The following is a 22,773-nucleotide window of genomic DNA, read 5'->3' as shown; positions in this document are numbered from 1 at the left end:
GCAAACACTTTTAAAAGCTCTTTTTTTTCCGCAAAAAAACGTAAATTTGCGGCTTAACTTTTGGAAAGATTATGTTAGATAAGGTAAAAGAACTAATTGGAGATGTGCAAGCTTTTAAAGCAACCTCTAAAGAGGAAGTAGAAGCTTTCAGAATAAAATATTTAGGAAGCAAAGGTTTGTTAAAAGATTTGTTTGCTGAATTTAAAAATGTTGATGCTGAGCTTCGTAAGGATTTTGGGCAAGCATTAAACAATTTGAAGAAATCTGCCGAAAAAAAAGTTACTGAGTTAAACGATGCTTTAGAAAGCGCTACTGAAGATAAAGGTGTTTATGGCGATTTAACTCGTCCATCTGAACCTATCAACTTAGGCTCTCGTCATCCAATTTCTTTAGTAAAAAATCAAATCATAGAGGTTTTTAACCGAATTGGTTTTACAGTATCTGAAGGACCAGAAATTGAAGATGATTGGCACAACTTTACTGCTTTAAACTTACCAGAATATCACCCAGCACGTGATATGCAAGATACTTTCTTTATTGAGAAAAATCCTGATACCTTACTAAGAACACATACCTCATCGGTACAAGTACGTTATATGGAAAACAACGAACCTCCGATTCGTACAATTTCTCCTGGACGTGTGTTTAGAAACGAAGATATTTCAGCACGTGCACACTGTATTTTTCACCAAGTAGAAGGATTATACATTGATACTGATGTTTCTTTTGCCGATTTAAAACAAACCTTATTATACTTTACTAAGGAAATGTTCGGAAAATCTAAAATACGCTTACGTCCATCGTACTTCCCATTTACTGAGCCTAGTGCCGAAGTTGATATTTACTGGGGACTGGAAACAGAAACTGATTACAGAATAACCAAAGGAACGGGTTGGTTAGAAATTATGGGATGTGGAATGGTAGATCCTAACGTTTTAAAGAACTGTAATATTGACCCAACAAAATATAGTGGATATGCCTTCGGAATGGGGATTGAACGTATAGCTATGTTGTTATACCAAATTCCAGATATCCGTATGTTCTACGAAAATGACAAACGTTTCTTAGAACAATTTAAATCGGTAATTTAATTTTAAAGATAAATTCAAAAAATAAAAGACGAAAGCGTTAAACTTTCGTCTTTCCATTTTAAAAAGTTTTCAATGAGAAAAGATATTGAAATTCCTAAAGTAACTGGCGTAGAAATTGCAGTGGTTTTAGAAACCAATGAATTTGACAATAAAGAAGATTGGAATGTGTACATTCTAAATAGAAAAGATGTCGATTTAGAAATGGTAGTGATTGTTTCACAGGGCTTTTCTGACTCCAAAACAACTTCTGTTTTTCGAAGAAAAATAGATAAACTTCCTGCTAATAGCTATCAGAAATTTGAATTGATGCAACCTAAATTGTTTGCTTTAGATAATCGTTTTCAAGTAACCTTTTTTGAAGGAAATACTTTGTATGATAAAACTTTTATTTTTCAAGCAGAAACTATTCAAGAAGGTTTTTTAAGAGATATTGAGTTCTTAGGAAAAAGAGGAATTGTTTGTAAATAAAAGACGAACCACATAAAATTCACAAAAGAGCGATAGTTGTTAATTCACAGCTATCGTTCTTTTTTTATGCACACTTTTAGTATTTTCGTTAAAAATCCTATTTCATGTTTTTAAGCATTCAAGACTTAGTTGCGCAGTTTTCTTCTTGGGTATGGGGAATTCCTTTATTAATATTACTTATTGGTGGCGGATTATACTTGTTTATCTATTCAGGGTTAGTTCCGTTCAGATACATTGGTCATGCTGTGGCTATTTTAAGAGGAAAATACGACAAAGCAGACTCTCCTGGAGATTTATCACATTACGAAGCCTTATCATCTGCCATAGCTGCTACGGTAGGAATGGGAAATATTAGTGGAGTTGCAATAGCTATCGCAACGGGTGGTCCTGGGGCTATTTTTTGGATGTGGGTAAGTGCTTTTGTAGGAATGGCTACCAAGTTTTTCACCTGTAGTTTATCAGTAATGTATCGTGGAAAAGATGAGAACGGAAATGTAAAAGGAGGTCCAATGTATGTAATTACAGAAGGTTTAGGAAAACAATGGAAACCTTTAGCTGTGTTTTTTGCTTCAGCTGGATTAATAGGAACACTCCCCGCTTTTCAAGCAAACCAACTAACTCAAACTTTAATAGATGTTTTTCAGGTACAAAAAGAGAATGATTTTGTAGCTAAACTGCTATTAGGAATTACCATTGCAATTATTGTAGCCCTAGTTATTTTTGGAGGAATCAAACGAATTGGTAGCGTTGCAGGTAAATTAGTACCATTAATGGTCGTAGTTTATTTAGTTACAGTAGGTACTATTTTAATTTTAAGAATAGAAAATGTCCCTGGTATCTTTTCTTTAATTTTTGAAGATGCTTTTTCAGGAAAATCAGTTTTAGGAGGTACCTTAGGTGTTTTGATAATTACAGGAGTAAAACGAGCTGCCTTTTCTAATGAAGCTGGTTTGGGTACCGCTCCTATGATGCACGGAACAGCAAAAACTAAAGAACCTATTCGAGAAGGATTAGTTGCTATGTTAGGTCCTGCTATTGATACCCTATTAGTATGTTCTCTAACTGCTTTAGCAATTTTAGCTTCAGGAGTATGGAAAGATTTTCAGGGCAATGGAATTTCAATGACATTGGCTGCTTTCGATGCGGTGCTTCCTTACAATTCAGGAAGTGTGATTTTAACCATTTGTGTATTGATATTTGCTTTTTCAACCCTATTTACCTACTCTTTTTACGGATTTAGTTGTTTGAGTTTTTTAACTAATACCAAAATAGGAAAGAACTACAACTATATCTACATCCTTACCATTGTAATTGCCTCAATCATCAAATTAGACTTTGTTATTAATCTAATTGATAGTGCCTATGCTTTAATGGCAATTCCGACTGTTTTGTCAACGCTGATTTTAGCTCCCAAAGTAAAAAAAGAAGCCACAAAGTATTTTCATAAATTAAAAACTAATTCATTTGAATCTTAGATAGCTTGTTAATTATCTTAGAAGATAAAGAGTCTATTTTTTTAGATGTTTCTTTTACATATTCTTGATGACTTGTTGAATCTTTTACCATATCAAAAGTCGTTTTAGAAGAGTCTATATACCAGTCTTTCCAAGCTGAAATAATAGATATTTGAGTTGATATGGAGTCTCCTTTTTGTAATGCAATTTCACTCTGTTTTTCTTCTTCTTTTAATCTCGATATACCAGCCTTTTCTATATTTTCTAATATTGATTTCGCAGTAGCATCATTTCCATTTAATAAAGTATAAGCTGAAGCCAATGAGGCTACTCCTACGTTTTTAAGAGTTGCTTTTGAAACTTTATCGATTCGATCATTATCGGTGTGATAAAACTGATCGGTAAAATGCCAGAATAAAACACTTGGAATGTTTCTTTTCAAAAAAGGTACGTGGTCACTTCCTCCTTCAAACGGATTTGTATTAACCACCCAGTTTGTTCTTTTTCCTTGTTCTTTAAATTTATCAATTAAAAAATCATTCAAATAGTGCGGAGTCATTTCTTCCAACTTCATTTTTTGCCCTCCCCATTCTGTGTGTTTATCATTACCTCTTGTCCAAATAGCACTAGGATCAGGCATTTTTTCAATTAAAAAAGTCCCGCCCGTTTTTTGGGTATCTTCTCCAACCATATCTAAAGAAATTCCCCATTTAATATCCTTTGCTCTTATGCTATCTTCTTTTACATATCTGTTTGTTGAAATAATTTCATCTCCCCATAAAAAGGTTAAAGTTCTATTAGGTACAAATATGTTGTTTTTGATAAGCTCAGCAGTAAGTGTAGCCATTTCTAAAGCAACTCCAACACCTGTAGCATTGTCGTTTGCTCCAGGTTCTTGTATATGAGCGCTAAAAACCAGACGCTCTTTAGGATACTTATTTCCTTTAATATCGGCAACAATTGTCAATTCCTCTGATGGGTAGATATTAGTTTCAATATTGACATCTAAAGATACTTTTCCTTTTAACAATGTTACTTTTAATTCTTCTTTAGCCTTATAAGACATGGCAATTGCCCAGGATTTTACCTCTTCATTTAATGGGATAGATCTAAATTGAATAGACGTATTATTTTTTTGAGGCTGTAAATAGTTAGGATTGCTATACGTAATAAGCCCTAAAGCACCGCTTTTTACAATAGCTTGATTAAATATTCTGTGAGGATCTGTTTCAGCAAAAACAATTTTCCCTTTAATATCTATGTCTTTCAGTTTTTTTAAGTCTTTAACATATACTACTTCAGCTGTCACACCTTCTTTAGGTGTACTATAAGAATTTAAAGCAATCATATTTCTATTCGTACTATGCTGTAAAAGAGGAATATCTTCTCCAACTATTTTTACGGAAGCATTCACAGATTCCCAAGTAGGATTTTTTAAGGGTCTTTTTTCTATTCTATAGGTTAAAATATCACTACCCGTAGCACTATCTTCTTTGACAAAACCTGCTTTTTCTAATTCTTCTGCAATTTTGTATACACTTTTATTAAAGCCTGTATTACCAACTACACGCCAATATTTTTCTACAAAAGAAGTTGTTTCATAAGCTAAATCACCTGTAAACTCTTCATTTAAAATATCAAAATAGTTAGAAGAGTTTAAAACAGGAGCTGCTTTTTCATTTTTACAACTTAGAAATAATAACAGGATAGGTAATAGCAAATAGTTTTTTTTATCCATAACTGTTTTTTACGTGTTTAAATGTACACTTTTTATATTTTTCGGTGTTGGTCAATTTTACTTTTAAATGACGATAACTAATTTAGTATGTTACAAAAAACTGTAAATTCTATTGAAACTTAGAAAAACCACTAGATGTTTTCAGGAACTAAAAATGAATGAATTTTAAGAGGCAGTTGCTACTTCTTTGAATATCGTTTTACTCTCTCCCTATTGGGTAATCTTCATAAAAATCTTCAAAAGTTTTATCGGTGGTATATTTATCTCGTAGTACTTTGTAAACCATTAACACTACTAGTAACTGACCGATAACTGTAAGTATAAACATCCACCTAAAACCTATATTAGTAAAGGCCAAAGCAGTTAGCACAAATAAAAACACAGTGGTAAACAATACCAAAAGCATAGCCGAATTCTTCATAATCATCAAATTACCCTATAATTTACAAAAAAAATAACAACTAATAAAGCTCTAATTATTTTATAAAGAGTTCCTTTAATCTTTAAGGTGACTTTGGGGTATTTATTTTAAGATATAAAAAGCAAGTTAACTCACTAACAACATTTAATGCTTTTTAGCATAAAGAAATTTATGGCTTTAAACGTACACTTTTTATGTCTTCTTGTACTTGTCAATTTTGCTTTCTTAATGACAACAACTTTTTTAATATGTTACAAAAACTGTAAACTTTATTGAAATTTTAAAAACATATTTTCAGAAATTAACAACTAATAATTTTTAGTAACCTAGCTTTTAATAAAATCAAATAGAGTTCCAACTAAATTATCAAGCTCTTCATTGTCTTTAATCAAATCGGAATATTTATAATTTGACCCCACTACAAAACTTGCTAATTTGTTTTTATACTCGTTTCTTAAAGTACCTGATTCTGATTTAAACTTCTTAATATTCTCTTCTGGAATTCCTGCATTTAAAAATTGTGTTTTATAAAACTCTCCTAACCCTAATCCTTTGTAATCACTTCTTTTAAAATTAATTTTCTTAGCCTTCTTTATACTTATTTCATCCGTCAATAGCTCAGGTATAAAATCATGAAGAATTTTTACGGGAAGTAAATTTTCTATTTCCTTAACAATAGTATTTTGATATTTAAAATTCCCTTTCTCACTAGATAGTTCTTCCAATATTTTTCTTCTCCTAAATTTTTCTCCCCCCTCTTTCGCGTTATCACTATCTGCTATAAGGTATATCTTATTTGACAAAGCAAAAGAGTTTATCTTTTCCTTAACCTCTTCATCATCAAATTTTTCTTCCTCATTAAAAAGGTAATGAGTTATTAAATTACCTCCATATTCAAAAAAGGCAAAATCAATATCTTCTTTTAAATGGGATTTTTCATCATTATAATCACAGTAAACTTTTAAAAACTTTGACAAATATTTCCTATCAGTAGGGCCTTCTACCCAAAGAGATGTATTTGCTAAAAAAACGGAAGTATTATTTACACCTAAAACATCTAACATTTGTCTACTTGGTTTAACATTAACTTTTATAAAGTGCTTATTTTTTTCGATTTTTTCAAATTGAAAAAAAGAAACCTCATCACTTCGCAAAGTGAGATCTAAAAAATGATTTGAATGTGTGGTAAAGAAGAAAGTTAAGTTTTTATCTAAAATAAATTTGTTAGTTAAAAGTGTCTCTATAAATATTCTTTGAAAGGCGGGATGCAAATTTGTTTCTGGCTCTTCTATATAAAAGCTTTGTTTTTTTACAGCTGTAAAAATTGGAAAAAGTAATAAAATCAATGATTGTATCCCTTCACCTATTTCATTCATTCCTCTGTAATTTTGTCTATCAAAATCAATATGTATTAAACCTGTACTTACATCAGGAATAATCTCAATTCTTTCCCCCTCAAAAAAAGTATCGCTTAAAAAATCTTCAAATTTTCTTAAATCTCTATGATTTCTTGAATTTTGGGTCTCTTTATACTTATCAAAAAAAGTTAACCCTGTGTAAATATTCTTGTTTTCTTGTCCATCAAAATAATATTTAGAAACTATATAATCAAATGAATCTGTTTTAATATGTTGTGATCCTATTAAAGCTCTTAAAACTGGGATGTAAGTTTTTACTTTAAAATTATTCTTCAAAGAAAAATTTAACTCTTTATGAAGTCTTTTTATTTTTTCTATACTCTTTTCAACATTCTCTTTAAGTATGTTATCTTTCACATATTCATTTTTTTTCTCTAAAAGCTTTATCCTCTCTCCTATATCATTACTATTACTTTGACTAAAATTCTCTATAATTTTATAGTCTTTTTTTACAACTTCTTTTATTTCTTCTTCAAAAGCATTTTTACTTAAATTCCCATTATTCTCATAATTCCTAGAAAACTCTAGTTTTAAGCTATTAATTTCTTCTATTAAATCAATATAAGAAGCTTTATCAGATATGTGGCAATCATAAGTTCTTAGTTTTAAAAAGCCTCTCATAAATCTACTTTTTCCTGAATTATTTGCTCCAATAAAAAAATTCAATCGATTTATTTCAATTTCGCCAGAAAACAAATTTGTATTGTCTGATATTCTTTTTAAAAAAGTTTTCTCTTTTCCTCCATCAAGAATTACATACTCTGGAGTTAATAGCTCTTTAGGGATATCTATCTCCTCAAGGTTTCTTATATTTAATTGCATCTATTTTTTTCTCGAAGATATTATTTTTTACTACAAATAAAAATATCAATAGTTCCGTATAGTAATTTTTCACATCCTAACAATTATCCGTAATTTTGCGCAGCTAAAATTTCAAGAAATGTACAGAACGCATACTTGTGGCGAGTTAAGAGCATCGCACATCAATACTGAAGTAACCCTTTCTGGATGGGTACAAAAATCACGTGATAAAGGTTTTATGATTTGGGTAGATTTACGTGATCGTTACGGAATTACACAGTTAATTTTTGACGAAGAGCGTACTTCTAAAGACTTAATGGAGAAAGCAAAAACTTTAGGGCGTGAGTTTGTAGTACAAGTTACAGGTACCGTAATTGAACGTCAATCTAAAAACGTAAACATTCCAACAGGTGATGTAGAAGTTTTAGTATCGAACTTAGAAATTTTAAACGAGGCCAAATTACCACCTTTTACTATTGAAGATGAAACTGACGGTGGTGAAGATATTCGTATGAAATATCGCTATTTAGACATCCGTCGTAATCCGGTAAAAAACAGTTTAATTTTCCGTCATAAAGTATCGATGGAAGTTCGCAAATATTTATCTGACAAAGGATTTATTGATGTTGAAACTCCGTATTTAATCAAATCTACTCCAGAAGGAGCGCGTGATTTCTTAGTACCTTCTCGTATGAATGCTGGTCAATTTTATGCCTTACCACAATCACCACAAACCTTTAAACAGTTGTTAATGGTAGGAGGTATGGATAAATACTTCCAGATTGTAAAGTGTTTTAGAGATGAAGATTTACGTGCCGACCGTCAACCAGAGTTTACACAGATAGACTGTGAAATGGCGTTTGTTGAGCAAGAAGATATTTTAGAGATTTTTGAAGGAATGACACGTCATTTATTGAAAGAAATCAACGGAGTAGAAGTAGAGAAATTCCCACGTATTACTTTTGATGAAGCGATGCGTAAGTACGGTAATGACAAACCAGATATTCGTTTCGGAATGGAATTTGGCGAGTTAAACGAAGTAGCACAACACAAAGACTTCAAAGTTTTTAACGATGCCGAGTTAGTAGTTGGTATAGCTGTACCAGGAGGAAACTCATACACTCGTAAAGAAATTGATAAATTAATCGATTGGGTAAGGCGTCCGCAAGTAGGAGCTTTAGGAATGGTGTATGTAAAATGTAACGAAGATGGGAGCTTTAAATCATCGGTAGATAAATTCTACGACCAAGACGATTTAGCAAAATGGGCAGAAGCTACTGGTGCTAAAGCAGGAGATTTAATCTGTATTCTTTCAGGAAAAACAAACAAAGTTCGTGCGCAATTAAGTGCTTTACGTATGGAAATGGCAGAGCGTTTAGGTTTACGTAAACCAAACGAATTTGCTCCTTTATGGGTAATTGACTTCCCTTTATTAGAACTAGATGAAGAAACAGGGCACTACCACGCAATGCATCATCCATTTACCTCTCCTAAACCAGGGCAATTAGAATTGTTAGATACCAATCCAGGTGATGTAAAAGCAAATGCATACGATTTAGTATTAAACGGAAATGAAATTGGTGGAGGTTCTATCAGAATTCACGATAAAGAAACTCAAGCAATCATGTTTAAACACCTAGGATTTACTGAAGAAGAAGCAAAAGCTCAGTTTGGATTCTTAATGGATGCTTTCGAATACGGAGCCCCACCTCACGGAGGATTAGCTTTCGGGTTAGATCGCTTGGTAGCTATTTTAGGTGGACAAGAAACCATTCGTGATTTTATTGCCTTCCCTAAAAACAATTCAGGTCGAGATGTAATGATCGATGCACCTGCAACTATAGACGATGAACAATTACAAGAATTAAGCATCAAATTAGATGTTAAAGCTTAAAATACAAACCCTGCAAATTATGCAGGGTTTTTTATTACCTTTAATGTACAAATCGTTACACTTCTTGAAAAAGGTTAAACTACACAAAAACTAATCAGTATTAAATCATGAAACATCCCGTTTCTAAAAAGCTTAATGAACTAGAATCAACCGCCATTTGTGGTAATGATATTAGTTCTTCAGTATTATATGTATCCGCTTTAGCTATTGCCTTTGCAGGTCAGTACGCATGGATAACTCTTTTAATAGTATCAGTAGTACTGTTTTTATTCAGAAAAATATATGGAGAAGTAGTTGGCGCAATGCCGCTAAATGGAGGTGCTTATAATGCCCTGTTAAATACCACCAGTAAACTAATGGCCTCCTTTGCAGCAACACTTACCATACTCTCTTATATGGCAACCGCTGTAATTTCTGCCAATGAAGCCATTCATTATTTGCACCATTTAATTCCTTCAATGCCTATTATTATGGCAACGATAGGACTTCTATTATTTTTCGCATTGTTAACTATAGGTGGTATTACCGAATCGGCTAAAGTAGCGGTTGGTATTTTTATTTTCCATTTATTGTCATTGATAGTATTAACCTTTTTTATTATTTTCTATTTATCACAAAGTGGTATAGATATTCTTTTTACAAACTGGCATCATCAGTCTGAAAATGGAATTCTATATGCTATTTTCTTTGGTTTTGCTGCCTCTATGCTAGGAGTGTCTGGATTTGAAAGTTCGGCTAATTTTGTTGAAGAACAGCAAAGAGGTGTGTTTCCTAAAACACTAAGAAATATGTGGATAATTGTAAGCATTATTAACCCTTTAATGGCTGTTTTTGCCTTAGCTCTATTTGCAATTCCTGTTTTACAAAGTGCAGATTACCAAAACACCTTATTAGTTCAAATGGGTGATTTTGTTGGAGGAGAATGGGTCGCTGCTATTATCGCAATAGACGCCTTCCTAGTATTAAGCGGAGCTGTTTTAACGAGTTTTGTTGGAGTTACTGGTCTATTGGAACGTATGACGCTAGATAGAATAATGCCACAGTTCTTTTTGAAAAAGAACAAGAAAGGAAGTTCTTACAGAATCATTATTTTATTCTTTATACTAGCGGTTTCTGTACTATTAATAACCAATGGAAATGTTGGTTTATTAGCAGGTGTATATACGATTTCGTTTTTATCAGTAATGGCATTATTTGCTATAGGAAATATCCTTTTAAAAATTAGGCGAAATAAGCTTCCAAGACCTGAAAAAGCAACTTGGCTATCAGTTTTTTTAGCTATTGTTGCCGTATTGAGTGCTTTAGCAGGTAATATATTGATGGATCCTAAAGATAATTTACCAAGTAATATTGTAGTATTTCTAGACTACTTTATTCCAACCATTATTTTTATTATCATTATGCTAAATCGTACTGTTTTACTAAAACTTGTACTTCGAGTAATTTATGCCATATTCAACCCTGTAAGAAGGTTGGTTTTGAATATGGATAAACAAATTACACAAACTGTAAACAGGATAAACGATCAAGAATTTGTGTTTTTTACCAAAGGAGACAATATTGCTACACTTAACAAAGTAATGCTATATATTATTAAAAATGAACACACTCGAAAAATAAAAATTGTATTAGCGCTTGATAAAGACGGAACCGTCCCTATAAACTTACCTGATGAAATTAGTTTTTTAGACAGAGAGTATCCAGAAATTAAAATCGATTTTCAAATTATTGAAGGAAAATTTAGTCCACAATTAATTAAAAAGCTTTCAGAAGAGTGGAACATACCTATTAATTTTATGTTTATAGGATCGCCAAGTGATAAATTTCCTTATAAAGTAGAAGACTTAGGTGGAGTTCGATTAATTATTTAAGTTTTGATAAATATCTTATGGCTAAGATTTATATTTAAAATACTTTTGTAAGTAAAAACAACGAGTATAAAAAATTAGCTACAAACTGTTGTTATGCCATCATCAAATAAAGTTTTAAAGAAATTTCTTATCTGGAGATATAAACATATTTCTAATAGAAGATTTATATACATACTAAGTGTTCTAGTTGGATTTACCTCTGGCTTAGGTGCTTTAATTTTAAAAAACTTTACACATTTTATTCAAGAATCACTTGAAGGAAAATTAGTACACTATTATCACGAGGTATTTTACTTTGTTTTTCCTATTATTGGATTTTCACTGGTATACTTAGTTATAAAATATATAATTAGAGGACCTGTAAGCCATGGTATTCCCTCAACATTATTTGCCATATCTAAAAGAAAGGCAATTATGAAGCAATACCAAATGGTTGGTTCAATTTTAACGGCTCCAATTACCATAGGTTTTGGAGGATCTGTAGGATTAGAAGGACCTACCGTTGCTACTGGCGCTGCAATAAGTTCAAATATTGCACGAATGTTCCATATGAACCAAACCACTCGTAATTTAATGATTGGGTGTGCTTCTGCTGGTGCTTTATCATCTATCTTCAAGGCTCCCATTGCTGCTATTGTTTTTGCTATTGAAGTCTTTAGTTTAGACTTAACCATTGCCTCAATGCTACCTCTTTTACTAGCGTCATTGTCAGCAATTATGACCTCATATTTTTTCTTTGGGAATGATGTTTTATTACCTTTTAGAATTGAAGATGTGTTTACTGTTGCCGATGTTCCTTTTTACTTATTTTTAGGTTTAGTCGCTGCTATTACATCTGTATATTTTACTGAAGTATATGAACGTATACAACGTTTTTTTGACAGCATAAACTCCCCTATTAAAAAAATCATATTTGGAGGAATCGCTATTGGTATCTTAATTTATTTTATTCCTCCTTTGTATGGAGAAGGGTTTGGAGTAATTAACAATCTAATAGCAGGAAACCCTGAAAAAGCACTTGAGAATAATTTTTTATCTCTAAACGTATCTAACGAATTAACTGTAATAGCTCTCCTAGCAGGATTGGTATTTTTTAAGGTAATTGCCAGTTCGTTAACATTTGGTGCAGGAGGTGTAGGAGGTATTTTTGCCCCAACACTTTTTATGGGAAGCATCATGGGAAATTGTGTTGCTAAAATCATAAACTACTCAGGCGTATTTCAAACTTCCATATCTGAAAGTAATTTTACATTAGTAGGTATGGCAGGTTTAATGGCAGGTGTTTTACATGCTCCTCTTACAGCTATTTTCTTAATTGCCGAAATTACAGGAGGGTATGAATTATTTATTCCTTTAATGCTTACTTCAGCCATCTCTTTTGGTATTGTTAAATACTTTCATCCTCATTCTGTTTATGCTATGGAATTAGGTAGAAAAGGAGAACTGATTACTCACGATAAAGACCATGCTGTACTTACCTTAATGGACATTGATAAGGTTATTGAAAACAACTTTGTAAAGCTCTATCCTGAAATGACCTTGAGAGAAATCGTACATAAAGCTGTTGTAAAATCGAGCAGAAACATTTTCCCTGTAGTTGATAAAAAAAACAAACACCTTTTAGGAATTATATTATTGGATGATATTAGACCTATTATGTTTGACACTACTTTGTATGACAGTATTAAAGTAACCGATGTTATGCACAATCCGCCAGAAATAATAGTACTTGGCAAAGATAAAATGACTGATATTATGAAAAAATTTCAAGACAGTGGGGCTTGGAATTTACCTGTGGTTCATAAAAACGAGTACTACGGATTTGTTTCTAAATCGAAATTACTTACTGCCTACAGAAGAAAATTAATCGAGGTTACTTCTTAGATAAAAACGTTACCATTTTATCAGGAAAATCGGTAAAGCCACCGTCAATATTCGCTTCAAAAAACAAGACTTGCATCATTTCTTCAAAAGAAGAAAACTCGTCTAGTTGATCTGCTCTAAATGTATAGGGATGCACTTGCAATCCTAGTTTATGAGCATCTTCAACTAAGGTTGTAAGCTGCCACTTGTCTCCTGTTTTTTTGTTTAAAATCTGCTTATACCAAGGTCCTAAACCATCAGCATACGTTGCATAATAGGGCAATTGCTCTACTTCTTCAGGAAATTCAATTAACTGTACTAAAAATAAATTAGATTTAAGTTCTTTTCGAACTCGCTCCAATTCTTTAGCATCAAAACACTGAAATATACAGTTGTCTTTTGAGGTTTTATAGCCATACTCTGAAAGAATTTTCAAGGTAATTTTAGCAATATCTTTTCCATGTTGATGATGAAACTCTGGATTTTTAATTTCAGGATAAATTCCAATGTTTCTCCCCATTGATTGATTTAGACCTTGAATCAATTCTATTTCTTGTTGAAAAGAATGTAACTTAAAACTTCCTTTTCCTTTCGGAAATCGGTTTGGATATACTTGTGCTCCTGTTTTTGGGTTGAAGCGCTCAGTTACATTCAATTGTTGTAATTCTGCAAATGTAAAATCAATTACATAAAAACGACCGTCTTCTCGTTTTCTTTCAGGAAATTTTTCAGCAACATCGGTAACATCATCCAACTCAATATCATGAATAACAATGGGAACATCATCTTTACTCAACACAAGATCTTGTTCTATATAATCAGGATTCATTGCATACGCCATGGCTTTGGCTTCCATTGTATGTTCAGGTAAATATCCTGATGCTCCACGATGGGCAATAACAATTTTTGTATTCATATTTGTTGATTTTTTTGTAGGAGTACACCCAAATAAAACAGCTAAAAAAATAAGGGAATATACTCTATACATTTTCTAAAAGTATATTTGTATCGTTAATGCAATCATCGTAAAAACAGTCAAAATAATTACTAACGGAATAACAAACCTCAACCACTTATCATATCCAACTTTTACAATTGCTAAGGATGCTAAAATTAAGCCTGTAGGGTTGATAAAAGCAAATAATCCCATTCCATATTGATATGCATTAACAATCACTTCCCTACCTACTCCAACAGTATCTGCTAACGGAGACATAATTGGCATTGTTAACACAGCCATACCTGAAGAACTTGGAATAAAAAAAGACAACCCTGAGTAAATAAACAACAGTACGTTCGTAAAAATTCCTTTAGACATGCCTGTAGTAAATTCACTTGCATGTTGTAAAATAGTATCACTAATTAATCCCTGATCCATTAATACAGAAACACCTCTTGCTATTCCAATAATAAAGGCAACTCCTAATAAATCACTTGCTCCTTTAACAAAAGTATACACAAAGTCTTCTTCTTTCATTCTTGCCAAAAACCCTATTAAAATAGCACCTATTAAAAACACTACTGTCATTTCTTCAAACCACCATCCTAAACGAGAAACACCATAGATCATAATTACGAAACACAGTGCAAAAATGGTCAATATAACACGTAACCTTCCTGTTAATGTATGAGTACTTGAAATAGCATTTCCAAACAAGTTTTCGATCATTTTCTTTTGATCATAAATAATAGATTTAGAAGGATCTTTTTGAACTTTATTTGCATAACGTAAGATATAGATTACACAAATAATAATTCCTGCAATAAGCATAAGTAATCTTCCTGTAAAACCTGTTGTCCAATTAATTCCTGCTGCATCCGAAGCTATAATTACACTAAACGGATTTACCGTTGAACACATAGTTCCTATAGATGACCCTATATATATACTCGCCAATGCCACTATAGCATCATACTTTGCTGCTAAGAATATGGGAATTAAAATTGGATAAAAAGCAATGGTTTCTTCAGCTAACCCAAAGGTTGTTCCTCCAACAGCAACTAAAGTAGTTACTACAAAAATCAACCAATATTCTTTTCCTTTCAAAGCTTTTGCTAACCATGCAATTCCTGCATCAAAAGCACCTGTATAATTCATTATTCCTATGATACCTCCTAAAATTAATACTAATAAGATAATATCTGATGATTGAATAATTCCTTTTATAGGAGATTTGAAAAAATCTAAAAATCCTTGAGGTTTAGAATCTAATTGAGTGTAAGTTTCCGGTACACTAATAGGCTTCGCTATATCTCCATTGGTAAATTTTTCCAACGGTATTTTAACCCCTAAAATTTCCAACGTTTCTTGATTCGCTGGCATTGATTTTATCTCTTCTAAATGCGTATAAGAAAAGGTATTGGTTCCCTTCTCATACTGCAAAGTATCAAACTTCCCCGCAGGGATTATCCAAGTTAAAATAGCTACAAATCCTGCTATGATTAATAAAGTAGTGTGTGGTGTTGGAAACTTGATGTTTTTCAAAGTAAAAATTATTTATTCTCCATAAAAGTAAAAAAAACCGAGAGATGTGTATCTCTCGGTTTTATAATAATTCTAATAATTATCGGGAACGTCTTTAAAAAAAGACTTTTTCTTTCTAATTAATCATTGAAGATCTAACTCCTCCTGGGGCAAAAATGGCTCTCATTCTATTACGTTGACCGTCTGTAAACATATACATACAAGCATCATCAGTATAGTCCATATAATTCATTGTCATATCAGCAGATTTACAACTAACATCTGGATATGATGGACATCCATAATTTGCAGCATCAGAAGATGGAGTATCTTCCACGAAATCGTCTTGACGACATCTTCCATCACCCCAAATGTGACGTAAATTTAAATAGTGTCCTATCTCATGAGTTAAGGTTCTACCTAAGTTATATGGAGCTGCTGAACCTCCTGGTAAACTAGAATATAATATAACTACTCCATCTGTTGCAGAGTTTCCTCCTGGAAACTGAGCATATCCTAAAATACCTCCACCAATATTACACACCCAAATGTTTAAGTGAGTTTCTGGAGTAATTGGTGGGTAAGCTGCTTTTATAGCATCGTTAGTTCCCCATGAAGATTTGGAATCATTGTGTCTAAAAGTACCCGCTAGTGTAAAGGTAATTTCTGTGTTAGTAGCATCGTTAATAAAGTTAGTTGCTCCTGATGGAAGTTGATTCGTATTCGGACTTGTAAAATCGCTATTAATTACATTGATTTGAGATTGGATATCCGAATTACTTACTTGACTTGCATCTGGTAATACTACATGAAAGTAAACAGGTATTGAAATATTTAATCCATCTTCAATAGGTTGTACATCCACATCAGCATCACCACCTCCATTATTTCCTCCATTTCCACCTCCTGGTGTTCCATTTGGTTTTTTACTATTCAAAAATTTTCTAGTAGCATATTCAACATCATACATTTTCTTGTACAATCCTGGGGTTTCTTGAAGTTGGCGGTTTAAAACTCTCATTGAATGACACAGCTCAGTAACACCTTTAGCTTCTTGCACTTCTGTCTTTACATAAAAATCACTCATATCGATTGCTTCTTGAGTTGGTAATGCTTCGTTTTTTGAATTTTCTTGACAACCAATAAAAGTTCCTAATATCACTATTAGTGCTAAAAAAAGTTTTTTCATAATTATAAATTTTTTAAGGTTAGTTATTTGTGTCTACAAGATACCAATTTTAAAGTTAAAATAAAAGTAACATAATGTATACTAGTTATTTACACCTAAAACAAAAGAAAAAGCCAAGAGATAAATACCTCTTGGCTTTTAAAATAATTATAATAATTATTGAGAACGTCTTTTAAAAAAGACCTTGGTTTTCTAGTTAATCATTGAAGATCTTGCTCCTCCTGATGCGAAAATAGCTCTCATTCTGTTACGTTGACCATCTGTAAACATGTACATACAAGCATCATCAGTATAATCCATATAGTTCATAGTCATGTCAGGAGTTTGACAGCTAGCGCTTGGATATGATGGACATCCGTAGTTTGCAGCATCAGAAGATGGAGTATCAGCTACGAAATCATCTTGACGACATCTTCCATCACCCCAAATGTGACGTAAGTTTAAGTAGTGACCAACTTCGTGAGTTGCAGTTCTACCCATGTTATATGGAGCAGAAGACCCTCCTGGTAAGCTTCCAGCTAATAATACTACACCATCAGTAGAAGAGTTACCTCCTGGGAATTGAGCATATCCTAAGATACCTCCTCCTATTTCACACACCCAAATGTTTAAGTGAGTTTCTGGAGTAATTGGAGGATAAGCAGCTTTTACAGCATCGTTAGTTCCCCATGAAGATGTAGAATCATCATGTCTGAAAGTACCAGCTAAAGTAAATTGAATTCCTGTACTAGTTACATCATTAATGAAATCAGTAGCTCCTGAAGGTAATTGATTTGTATTTTTAGTGCTAAAATCATCGTTTAACACGTTCATTTGCGCTTGAATTTGTGTATTTGATACACTGTTTGAGTTAGGTAAAACAACGTGTACATACACAGGAATGTTAATAGTTCCTAATCCGTCTTCGATTGGTAATACATCTACATCTCCACTTCCTGATCCACCTCCTGGTTTCCCTTTTTCTGCAGATATTTTTCTTGTTGCATACTCAATATCATACATTTTTTTGTACAACCCTGGGTTTTCTTTAAGTTGACGGTTTAAAACTCTCATTGAGTGACATTGCTCAGAACCACCTTTATGAGAAACTTCTTCAGTTTGCACATAGAAATCGCTCATGTCAATTGCTTCTTGAGTTGGTAATGCTTCGTCTTTAGCGTTTTCTTGACATCCTACTAAAACAGAAGCTGCTACAGCTAGTGTTAAAAAAATTCTTTTCATGTTGTGAAAAATTAAAAAAAATTAGTTAATTAAAAATTGCCTTAGGCAACGAACTTTGCTAAAAAACTTTTGACATCTATTTTAGCTTACTAATTAAGTTGCCAAATTATTGCTGTTTTAATAACAATATGAAGGGTTTTTTAACGATTTGCAATATATAACTTTTTTTCAATGTCAAAAAAAAGTTAAAAAAAAGTTAATTTCTCAGTATTCATCACTTACGAACAAGGATTTAACCTCTTTTTCTTAACATTAAATTTTAACAAATAGATTAAAAAAACGTCAATTTTTAACAACAACAAATAAAAAGCCTGCATTTTAACCTCTTTTTTTTTGCATTTTTTTCACACAAATAAAACAACCCTAAAATCTGTAAAAAAATATATCTTTATCAAAACTTTAAAAATTAATTATGGAAAATTCATTTAACCCAAAAGTTCTTGTATCACAAGTCTCAGAAGCTGATAGAATTGCTTTTTACAAAAAAACATATACACATGTAGCTGGTGGTGTATTTTTATTCATATTGTTTGAATATTTATTTCTACAAAGTGCTACAATAGTAGAATTTGCTTTGTCTATGACTCAAGGATATAGATGGTTATTACTTTTAGGTGGTTTTATGCTAATTACTAATTATGCTGAAAGTACTGCATTAAAAACTTCAGATAAAAACTTACAATACTTAGCATATTCAGCATATATTTTTGCTGAAGCCTTCATCTTTATTCCGTTGATTTATATTGCAATTGTTTATACTAATAATTTTGAAATCATTAAACAAGCAGGGATTGTTACTTTGGGGTTATTTGCTGGAATTTCATCCGTAGTATTTATCACTAAAAAAGATTTTTCTTTTATCAGAGCTGGTTTATCTGTTGGATTTTTTATCGCTATCGGATTGATTATAGCTGGAGCTTTATTTGGTTTTAACTTAGGATTGTGGTTCTCAGTTGGAATGTGTGTATTGGCTGCAGGATCAATTTTATATCAAACCTCAAACTTAGTTCATAAATTTTCTACAGACGATTACATTCCAGCAGCATTAGGCTTGTTTGCTTCTTTAATGTTATTATTTTGGTATGTATTACAGATATTTATGTCGAGAGATTAAAAAAAAATACCATATTAAACTAAAAAAGCCTCCAATTGGAGGCTTTTTTTATAACTATTTTTTTGTATTTTAACTTAACATCATTTGGGCTTTTTTTACTGCGCTTACTAACACATCTACTTCTTCTTTGGTATTATAAAAAGTAAATGAAGCTCTTACTGTTCCTGGAATACAGTAAAAATTCATAATAGGTTGTGCGCAATGATGTCCTGTACGAACTGCTACTCCTAATTTATCTAAAATAGCCCCAACATCATATGGATGAATTCCTTCTAAATTAAAAGATATTACCGAGGTTTTATTACTAGTTCCGTAAATTTTTAATCCCTCTATTTTTTCTAACTCCGCTGTAGCATAAGCTAACAATTCATTCTCTTGTTGTTGAATATTGTCAAAGCCAACCGAGTTCATATAATCTACAGCAACACCAAAAGCAATACCACCACAAATATTTGGTGTTCCAGCTTCAAACTTATGAGGTAAACCAGCATAGGTTGTTTTTTCAAAAGTAACCGTCTCAATCATTTCTCCTCCACCTTGATATGGTGGCAATAATTGCAATAATTCTTCTTTACCATACAACATACCAACTCCCGTTGGTCCACACATTTTATGTGCAGAAGCTACATAAAAATCAACATCTAACGCTTGTACATCAGGTTTTATATGTGGTACCGCTTGTGCTCCATCAATCAACACATAAGCACCAACCTTGTGTGCTGCATCAATAATTTCTTTCACAGGATTTATCGTTCCTAAAGCATTTGAAACATGATTACAAAAAACTAGCTTTGTTTTAGAATTAAGCAATTCACGATACACATCCATTTGCAAGGAACCATCTTCATTCATCGGGATTACCTTTAGAATTGCTCCTGTTTTTTCACACAACATTTGCCAAGGCACAATGTTAGAGTGATGTTCTAAGGCTGAAACAATTATTTCATCACCTTCTTGTAAAATTGATGCAAATCCAGATGCCACAATGTTTATTCCGTGCGTAGTTCCAGAAGTTAAAATGATTTCATAAGAATGCTTTGCATTAAAATGCTTCTGAATTTTAATTCGTGCTTCTTCATATTTATCTGTAGCCTCCTGACTTAAGGTGTGCACACCTCTATGAATGTTGGCATTATAGTTCGTATAATAATCAACAATAGCGTCGATAACCACTTGCGGAGTTTGTGAAGTTGCTCCATTATCTAAATACACTAATTTTTTCCCATGTATTTCTCTATTTAAAATTGGAAAATCAGCTCGAATTTTATCTACAGTAAACATATAAAAGTCAAATTTACCGCAAAGGTAGGGCTTGCATTTCAAATACAAACATCAAATAATTAAATTCTTACATTTGCTAAAAACAGTCTAATATGAAAAATTTTAAAAGAATACTTTTCCTTTTTTTAATTGCTTTAGGCATTGCTATTTTTTACAACTATCCTAAGCTAAATATACTGGCTGGGTATTCTGCTAAAAATACCGCTTCTTCTGTATTTCTTGCAGGAAGAACTCTAGAATTCACAGATGCTAACGACAACAACTTTTCACCTATTAATATCACTTCTGATGAAATTAACATAGAAGAAAAATCGGCTACAGGTTCAGTTTTCGGATTGTTAAAAAGAAAAGCTGTATATAGAAAAGGACTAGGAGCTGTTTTAATCACAAACGATTTCGATACCACCAAACCTCAGCTTACTCCAAAACGATCAAACCCTGACAACACTACTCCTTTCCCTTATGGGAATGCAGACCAGAAAGACAGTGTTTTTTCAAATATAGATTACACAAAACTCAACGAAACTATTGATACTATTTTTAATGATAGAAATCAAACTCGATCAATTTTAGTTGTTTATAAAGACCATATTATTGCTGAAAAATACGATACTGGTTTTAGCAAAGAATCAGAACAATTGGGATGGTCTATGACCAAAAGTATTACGGGTACTTTATTTGGCATTTTAAAATGCCAAGGTAAAATTGATGTTCAACAAAACCATTTATTCCCTGAATGGGAAAATGATGATCGTAAAAACATTACGATTCACAATTTATTACAGATGAATTCAGGATTGGAATGGAATGAGGATTACAACACGATTTCCGACGTTACCAAAATGCTATTTTTAGAAAAAGATATGACCAAAGCTCAAGTAAACAAACCTTTAATAGGGAAACCAAATGAAACTTGGAATTATTCTTCAGGAACCACCAATTTATTGTCTGGTCTTTTACGTAAGCAATTTAACACCCAACAAGAATATCTCGATTTTTGGTATAGCGCTTTAATTGACAAAATTGGCATGAACTCAATGATTGTCGAAACCGATATGAGTAATCACTTTGTAGGTTCTTCATACGCTTGGGCAACTGCAAGAGATTGGGCTAAACTCGGATTACTATACCTACATAATGGTGAATGGAACGGAGAGCATTTGTTTGATAAAGATTGGGTAAGCTATGCTACAACCCCTACTCCAACTTCAAATGGCAGGTACGGTGCCCAAATTTGGTTAAACAAAGGTGGTAAACACCCTGATGTACCTAAAAATATGTTTTCTTTTAATGGATATAAAGGTCAAAATGTATTTATTTTGCCAGATGAAGATTTGGTAATTGTTCGTACTGGACTTACCAAAAATGCAGATGTAAACACCTTATTAAAAGGTATAATTGAATCCATTAAAAATTAAACCATGAACCCTTTTTATTACGTACTTTCAGTAAACGGATTGCTTTTTTTATTCAGTCTTATTTTTCGCTTTTTCTCCCCAAAGAAAATCAATAGTATTTATGGATATCGCACTAATAAAACAATGAAGAATGATGCTATATGGCAATTTGCCAACACTTTTTTCACCAAAGAGTTCTTAAAATATTCAGCTGTTTCATTAGCTGCTGCTTTAATCTTGGCTTCTATAGCTAAAGAACTTACTTGGCAACCTATGGCTATTATGCTATTATCATTAGCTGTAGCAGTTATTAAAACTGAACAAGAGATTAATAAGAATTTTGATGAAGAAGGAAAGAAACGCAAATAATTACTTTGCGTATTCTGCCTTTAACAATTTAATATCATCAATAATTTTTTGCATGTTTTCTTCCTTGGTTCCATCATACGAACCTCTAATACGACCCTCTTTGTCAATCAACACAAAGTTTTCAGTATGGATAAAATCATTTTCACCTCCATCTCCCTCGTCTAAAACTGCAAAATAACTTTTACGTGCTAAATCGTAAATATGCTTTTTATCACCTGTGGTCACATTCCACTTCCCATCAATAACACCTTTTTCTATAGCATATTTTTTTAATACAGAAACACTATCCATCACAGGAGTTACCGAATGCGATAAAAACATTACTTCATTATCATTTTTATAATAATCTTGTAATTCACTCATATTATATGCCATGGCAACACAAATGGTTTGACAACGTGTAAAAAAGAAATCGGCTATATATATTTTATCTTTATAATCAGCATTGGTAATTGTATCACCATTTTGATTAATCAGTGTGAATACACCTACATGATGATTTTTTGTTTTATTTCTTACTGAAGCATCTACCAATTTAGGATTGATATCTGCCGGATTGTAAATAGGTAATTTTTTATCAACCTTTACTAAATGGTAATAAACAGGAACTCCAATAGCACAAAAAACTAGAAGAAAAATTAAGGTGCTTTTTGATTTTTTAAAGAATTTAATATCCACAGTACTAAAATTTTCTACAAAAATACGACTAAAAACAAGCT

General features: G+C 32.2%; 18 protein-coding genes. 9 read left to right on the top strand and 9 right to left on the bottom strand.

Features of this window, described 5'->3' with window-relative positions; all coding sequences use genetic code 11:
* Positions 1 to 71 precede the first annotated feature (71 nt).
* The 3 genes from pheS to ACQY6M_RS10015 all read left to right on the top strand — a co-directional run bounded on the left by pheS (position 72) and on the right by ACQY6M_RS10015 (position 3,034).
* On the top strand, positions 72 to 1,091 hold the full coding sequence (pheS, locus tag ACQY6M_RS10025) for a phenylalanine--tRNA ligase subunit alpha (protein ID WP_428741542.1): 1,020 nt from the start codon (positions 72 to 74) through the stop codon (positions 1,089 to 1,091).
* A 72-nt stretch (positions 1,092 to 1,163) separates the two neighbouring features.
* Positions 1,164 to 1,559 carry a hypothetical protein gene (locus ACQY6M_RS10020; RefSeq protein ID WP_428741543.1) on the top strand — a complete coding sequence of 132 codons (396 nt, stop codon included), beginning with the start codon at positions 1,164 to 1,166 and terminating at the stop codon, positions 1,557 to 1,559.
* 104 nt (positions 1,560 to 1,663) lie between these two features.
* Positions 1,664 to 3,034, top strand: coding sequence for an alanine/glycine:cation symporter family protein (locus ACQY6M_RS10015; RefSeq protein ID WP_428741544.1), 1,371 nt, complete (start codon positions 1,664 to 1,666; stop codon positions 3,032 to 3,034).
* Here ACQY6M_RS10015 and ACQY6M_RS10010 read toward each other — a convergent pair.
* The 3 genes from ACQY6M_RS10010 to ACQY6M_RS10000 all read right to left on the bottom strand — a co-directional run bounded on the left by ACQY6M_RS10010 (position 3,015) and on the right by ACQY6M_RS10000 (position 7,412).
* The gene (locus tag ACQY6M_RS10010; RefSeq protein ID WP_428741545.1) at positions 3,015 to 4,751 is read right to left on the bottom strand and encodes a M28 family peptidase; all 1,737 of its coding nucleotides are present in this window, start codon (positions 4,749 to 4,751) and stop codon (positions 3,015 to 3,017) included. The genes ACQY6M_RS10015 and ACQY6M_RS10010 overlap by 20 nt on opposite strands.
* A gap of 199 nt (positions 4,752 to 4,950) precedes the next feature.
* A complete protein-coding gene (locus ACQY6M_RS10005; RefSeq protein ID WP_428741546.1) occupies positions 4,951 to 5,172 on the bottom strand; it encodes a hypothetical protein in 222 nt (73 codons plus the stop codon).
* Positions 5,173 to 5,498: 326 nt separating this feature from the next.
* Entirely contained in the window at positions 5,499 to 7,412 is a 1,914-nt protein-coding gene (locus ACQY6M_RS10000) for an AAA family ATPase (protein ID WP_428741547.1), read from the bottom strand.
* Between the two features lie 118 nt (positions 7,413 to 7,530).
* Here ACQY6M_RS10000 and aspS point away from each other — a divergent pair, with 118 nt between their 5' ends.
* The 3 genes from aspS (at position 7,531) to ACQY6M_RS09985 (ending at position 13,040) form a co-directional block, all read left to right on the top strand.
* On the top strand, positions 7,531 to 9,285 hold the full coding sequence (gene aspS, locus ACQY6M_RS09995; protein ID WP_428741548.1) for an aspartate--tRNA ligase: 1,755 nt from the start codon (positions 7,531 to 7,533) through the stop codon (positions 9,283 to 9,285).
* 107 nt (positions 9,286 to 9,392) lie between these two features.
* Positions 9,393 to 11,156, top strand: coding sequence for an APC family permease (locus ACQY6M_RS09990; RefSeq protein WP_428741549.1), 1,764 nt, complete (start codon positions 9,393 to 9,395; stop codon positions 11,154 to 11,156).
* Between the two features lie 93 nt (positions 11,157 to 11,249).
* Positions 11,250 to 13,040, top strand: a complete 1,791-nt coding sequence (locus ACQY6M_RS09985) for a chloride channel protein (RefSeq protein WP_428741550.1) — start codon at positions 11,250 to 11,252, stop codon at positions 13,038 to 13,040.
* Here ACQY6M_RS09985 and glpQ read toward each other — a convergent pair.
* From glpQ to ACQY6M_RS09965, 4 genes are all read right to left on the bottom strand, one after another.
* Positions 13,030 to 14,007 (bottom strand): glycerophosphodiester phosphodiesterase, encoded by a 978-nt coding sequence (gene glpQ, locus ACQY6M_RS09980; protein WP_428741551.1) that lies wholly within the window; start codon positions 14,005 to 14,007, stop codon positions 13,030 to 13,032. The two genes, ACQY6M_RS09985 and glpQ, sit on opposite strands and share 11 nt — an antisense overlap.
* A gap of 3 nt (positions 14,008 to 14,010) precedes the next feature.
* Complete coding sequence (locus ACQY6M_RS09975) at positions 14,011 to 15,504, bottom strand: YfcC family protein (RefSeq protein WP_428741552.1); 1,494 nt, start codon at positions 15,502 to 15,504, stop codon at positions 14,011 to 14,013.
* A gap of 115 nt (positions 15,505 to 15,619) precedes the next feature.
* Entirely contained in the window at positions 15,620 to 16,672 is a 1,053-nt protein-coding gene (locus tag ACQY6M_RS09970) for a zinc metalloprotease (RefSeq protein ID WP_428741553.1), read from the bottom strand.
* 192 nt (positions 16,673 to 16,864) lie between these two features.
* A complete protein-coding gene (locus tag ACQY6M_RS09965) occupies positions 16,865 to 17,893 on the bottom strand; it encodes a zinc metalloprotease (RefSeq protein WP_428741554.1) in 1,029 nt (342 codons plus the stop codon).
* Between the two features lie 412 nt (positions 17,894 to 18,305).
* On the opposite strand from ACQY6M_RS09965, the gene ACQY6M_RS09960 reads away from it, so the two are divergent.
* Positions 18,306 to 19,007: a Bax inhibitor-1/YccA family protein gene (locus ACQY6M_RS09960; RefSeq protein WP_428741555.1), complete on the top strand. Its 702-nt coding sequence runs from the start codon at positions 18,306 to 18,308 to the stop codon at positions 19,005 to 19,007.
* A 69-nt stretch (positions 19,008 to 19,076) separates the two neighbouring features.
* On the opposite strand, the gene ACQY6M_RS09955 is transcribed toward ACQY6M_RS09960, so the two are convergent.
* On the bottom strand, positions 19,077 to 20,288 hold the full coding sequence (locus ACQY6M_RS09955; protein ID WP_428741556.1) for an aminotransferase class V-fold PLP-dependent enzyme: 1,212 nt from the start codon (positions 20,286 to 20,288) through the stop codon (positions 19,077 to 19,079).
* A gap of 92 nt (positions 20,289 to 20,380) precedes the next feature.
* On the opposite strand from ACQY6M_RS09955, the gene ACQY6M_RS09950 reads away from it, so the two are divergent.
* Both ACQY6M_RS09950 and ACQY6M_RS09945 read left to right on the top strand, forming a co-directional pair.
* Positions 20,381 to 21,706 carry a serine hydrolase domain-containing protein gene (locus tag ACQY6M_RS09950; RefSeq protein ID WP_428741557.1) on the top strand — a complete coding sequence of 442 codons (1,326 nt, stop codon included), beginning with the start codon at positions 20,381 to 20,383 and terminating at the stop codon, positions 21,704 to 21,706.
* Positions 21,707 to 21,709: 3 nt separating this feature from the next.
* A complete protein-coding gene (locus ACQY6M_RS09945; protein WP_428741558.1) occupies positions 21,710 to 22,054 on the top strand; it encodes an SdpI family protein in 345 nt (114 codons plus the stop codon).
* Here the strand turns inward: ACQY6M_RS09945 and ACQY6M_RS09940 are convergent, their stop codons facing one another.
* A complete protein-coding gene (locus ACQY6M_RS09940; RefSeq protein WP_428741559.1) occupies positions 22,055 to 22,732 on the bottom strand; it encodes an SCO family protein in 678 nt (225 codons plus the stop codon).
* Between the last annotated feature and the right edge of the window lie 41 nt (positions 22,733 to 22,773).

This window comes from Tenacibaculum sp., assembly GCF_050290165.1.
Lineage (GTDB): Bacteria > Bacteroidota > Bacteroidia > Flavobacteriales > Flavobacteriaceae > Polaribacter.
The sequence above is the reverse complement of the archived record's forward strand: the minus strand, read 5'-3'. Positions and strand labels throughout refer to the sequence as shown.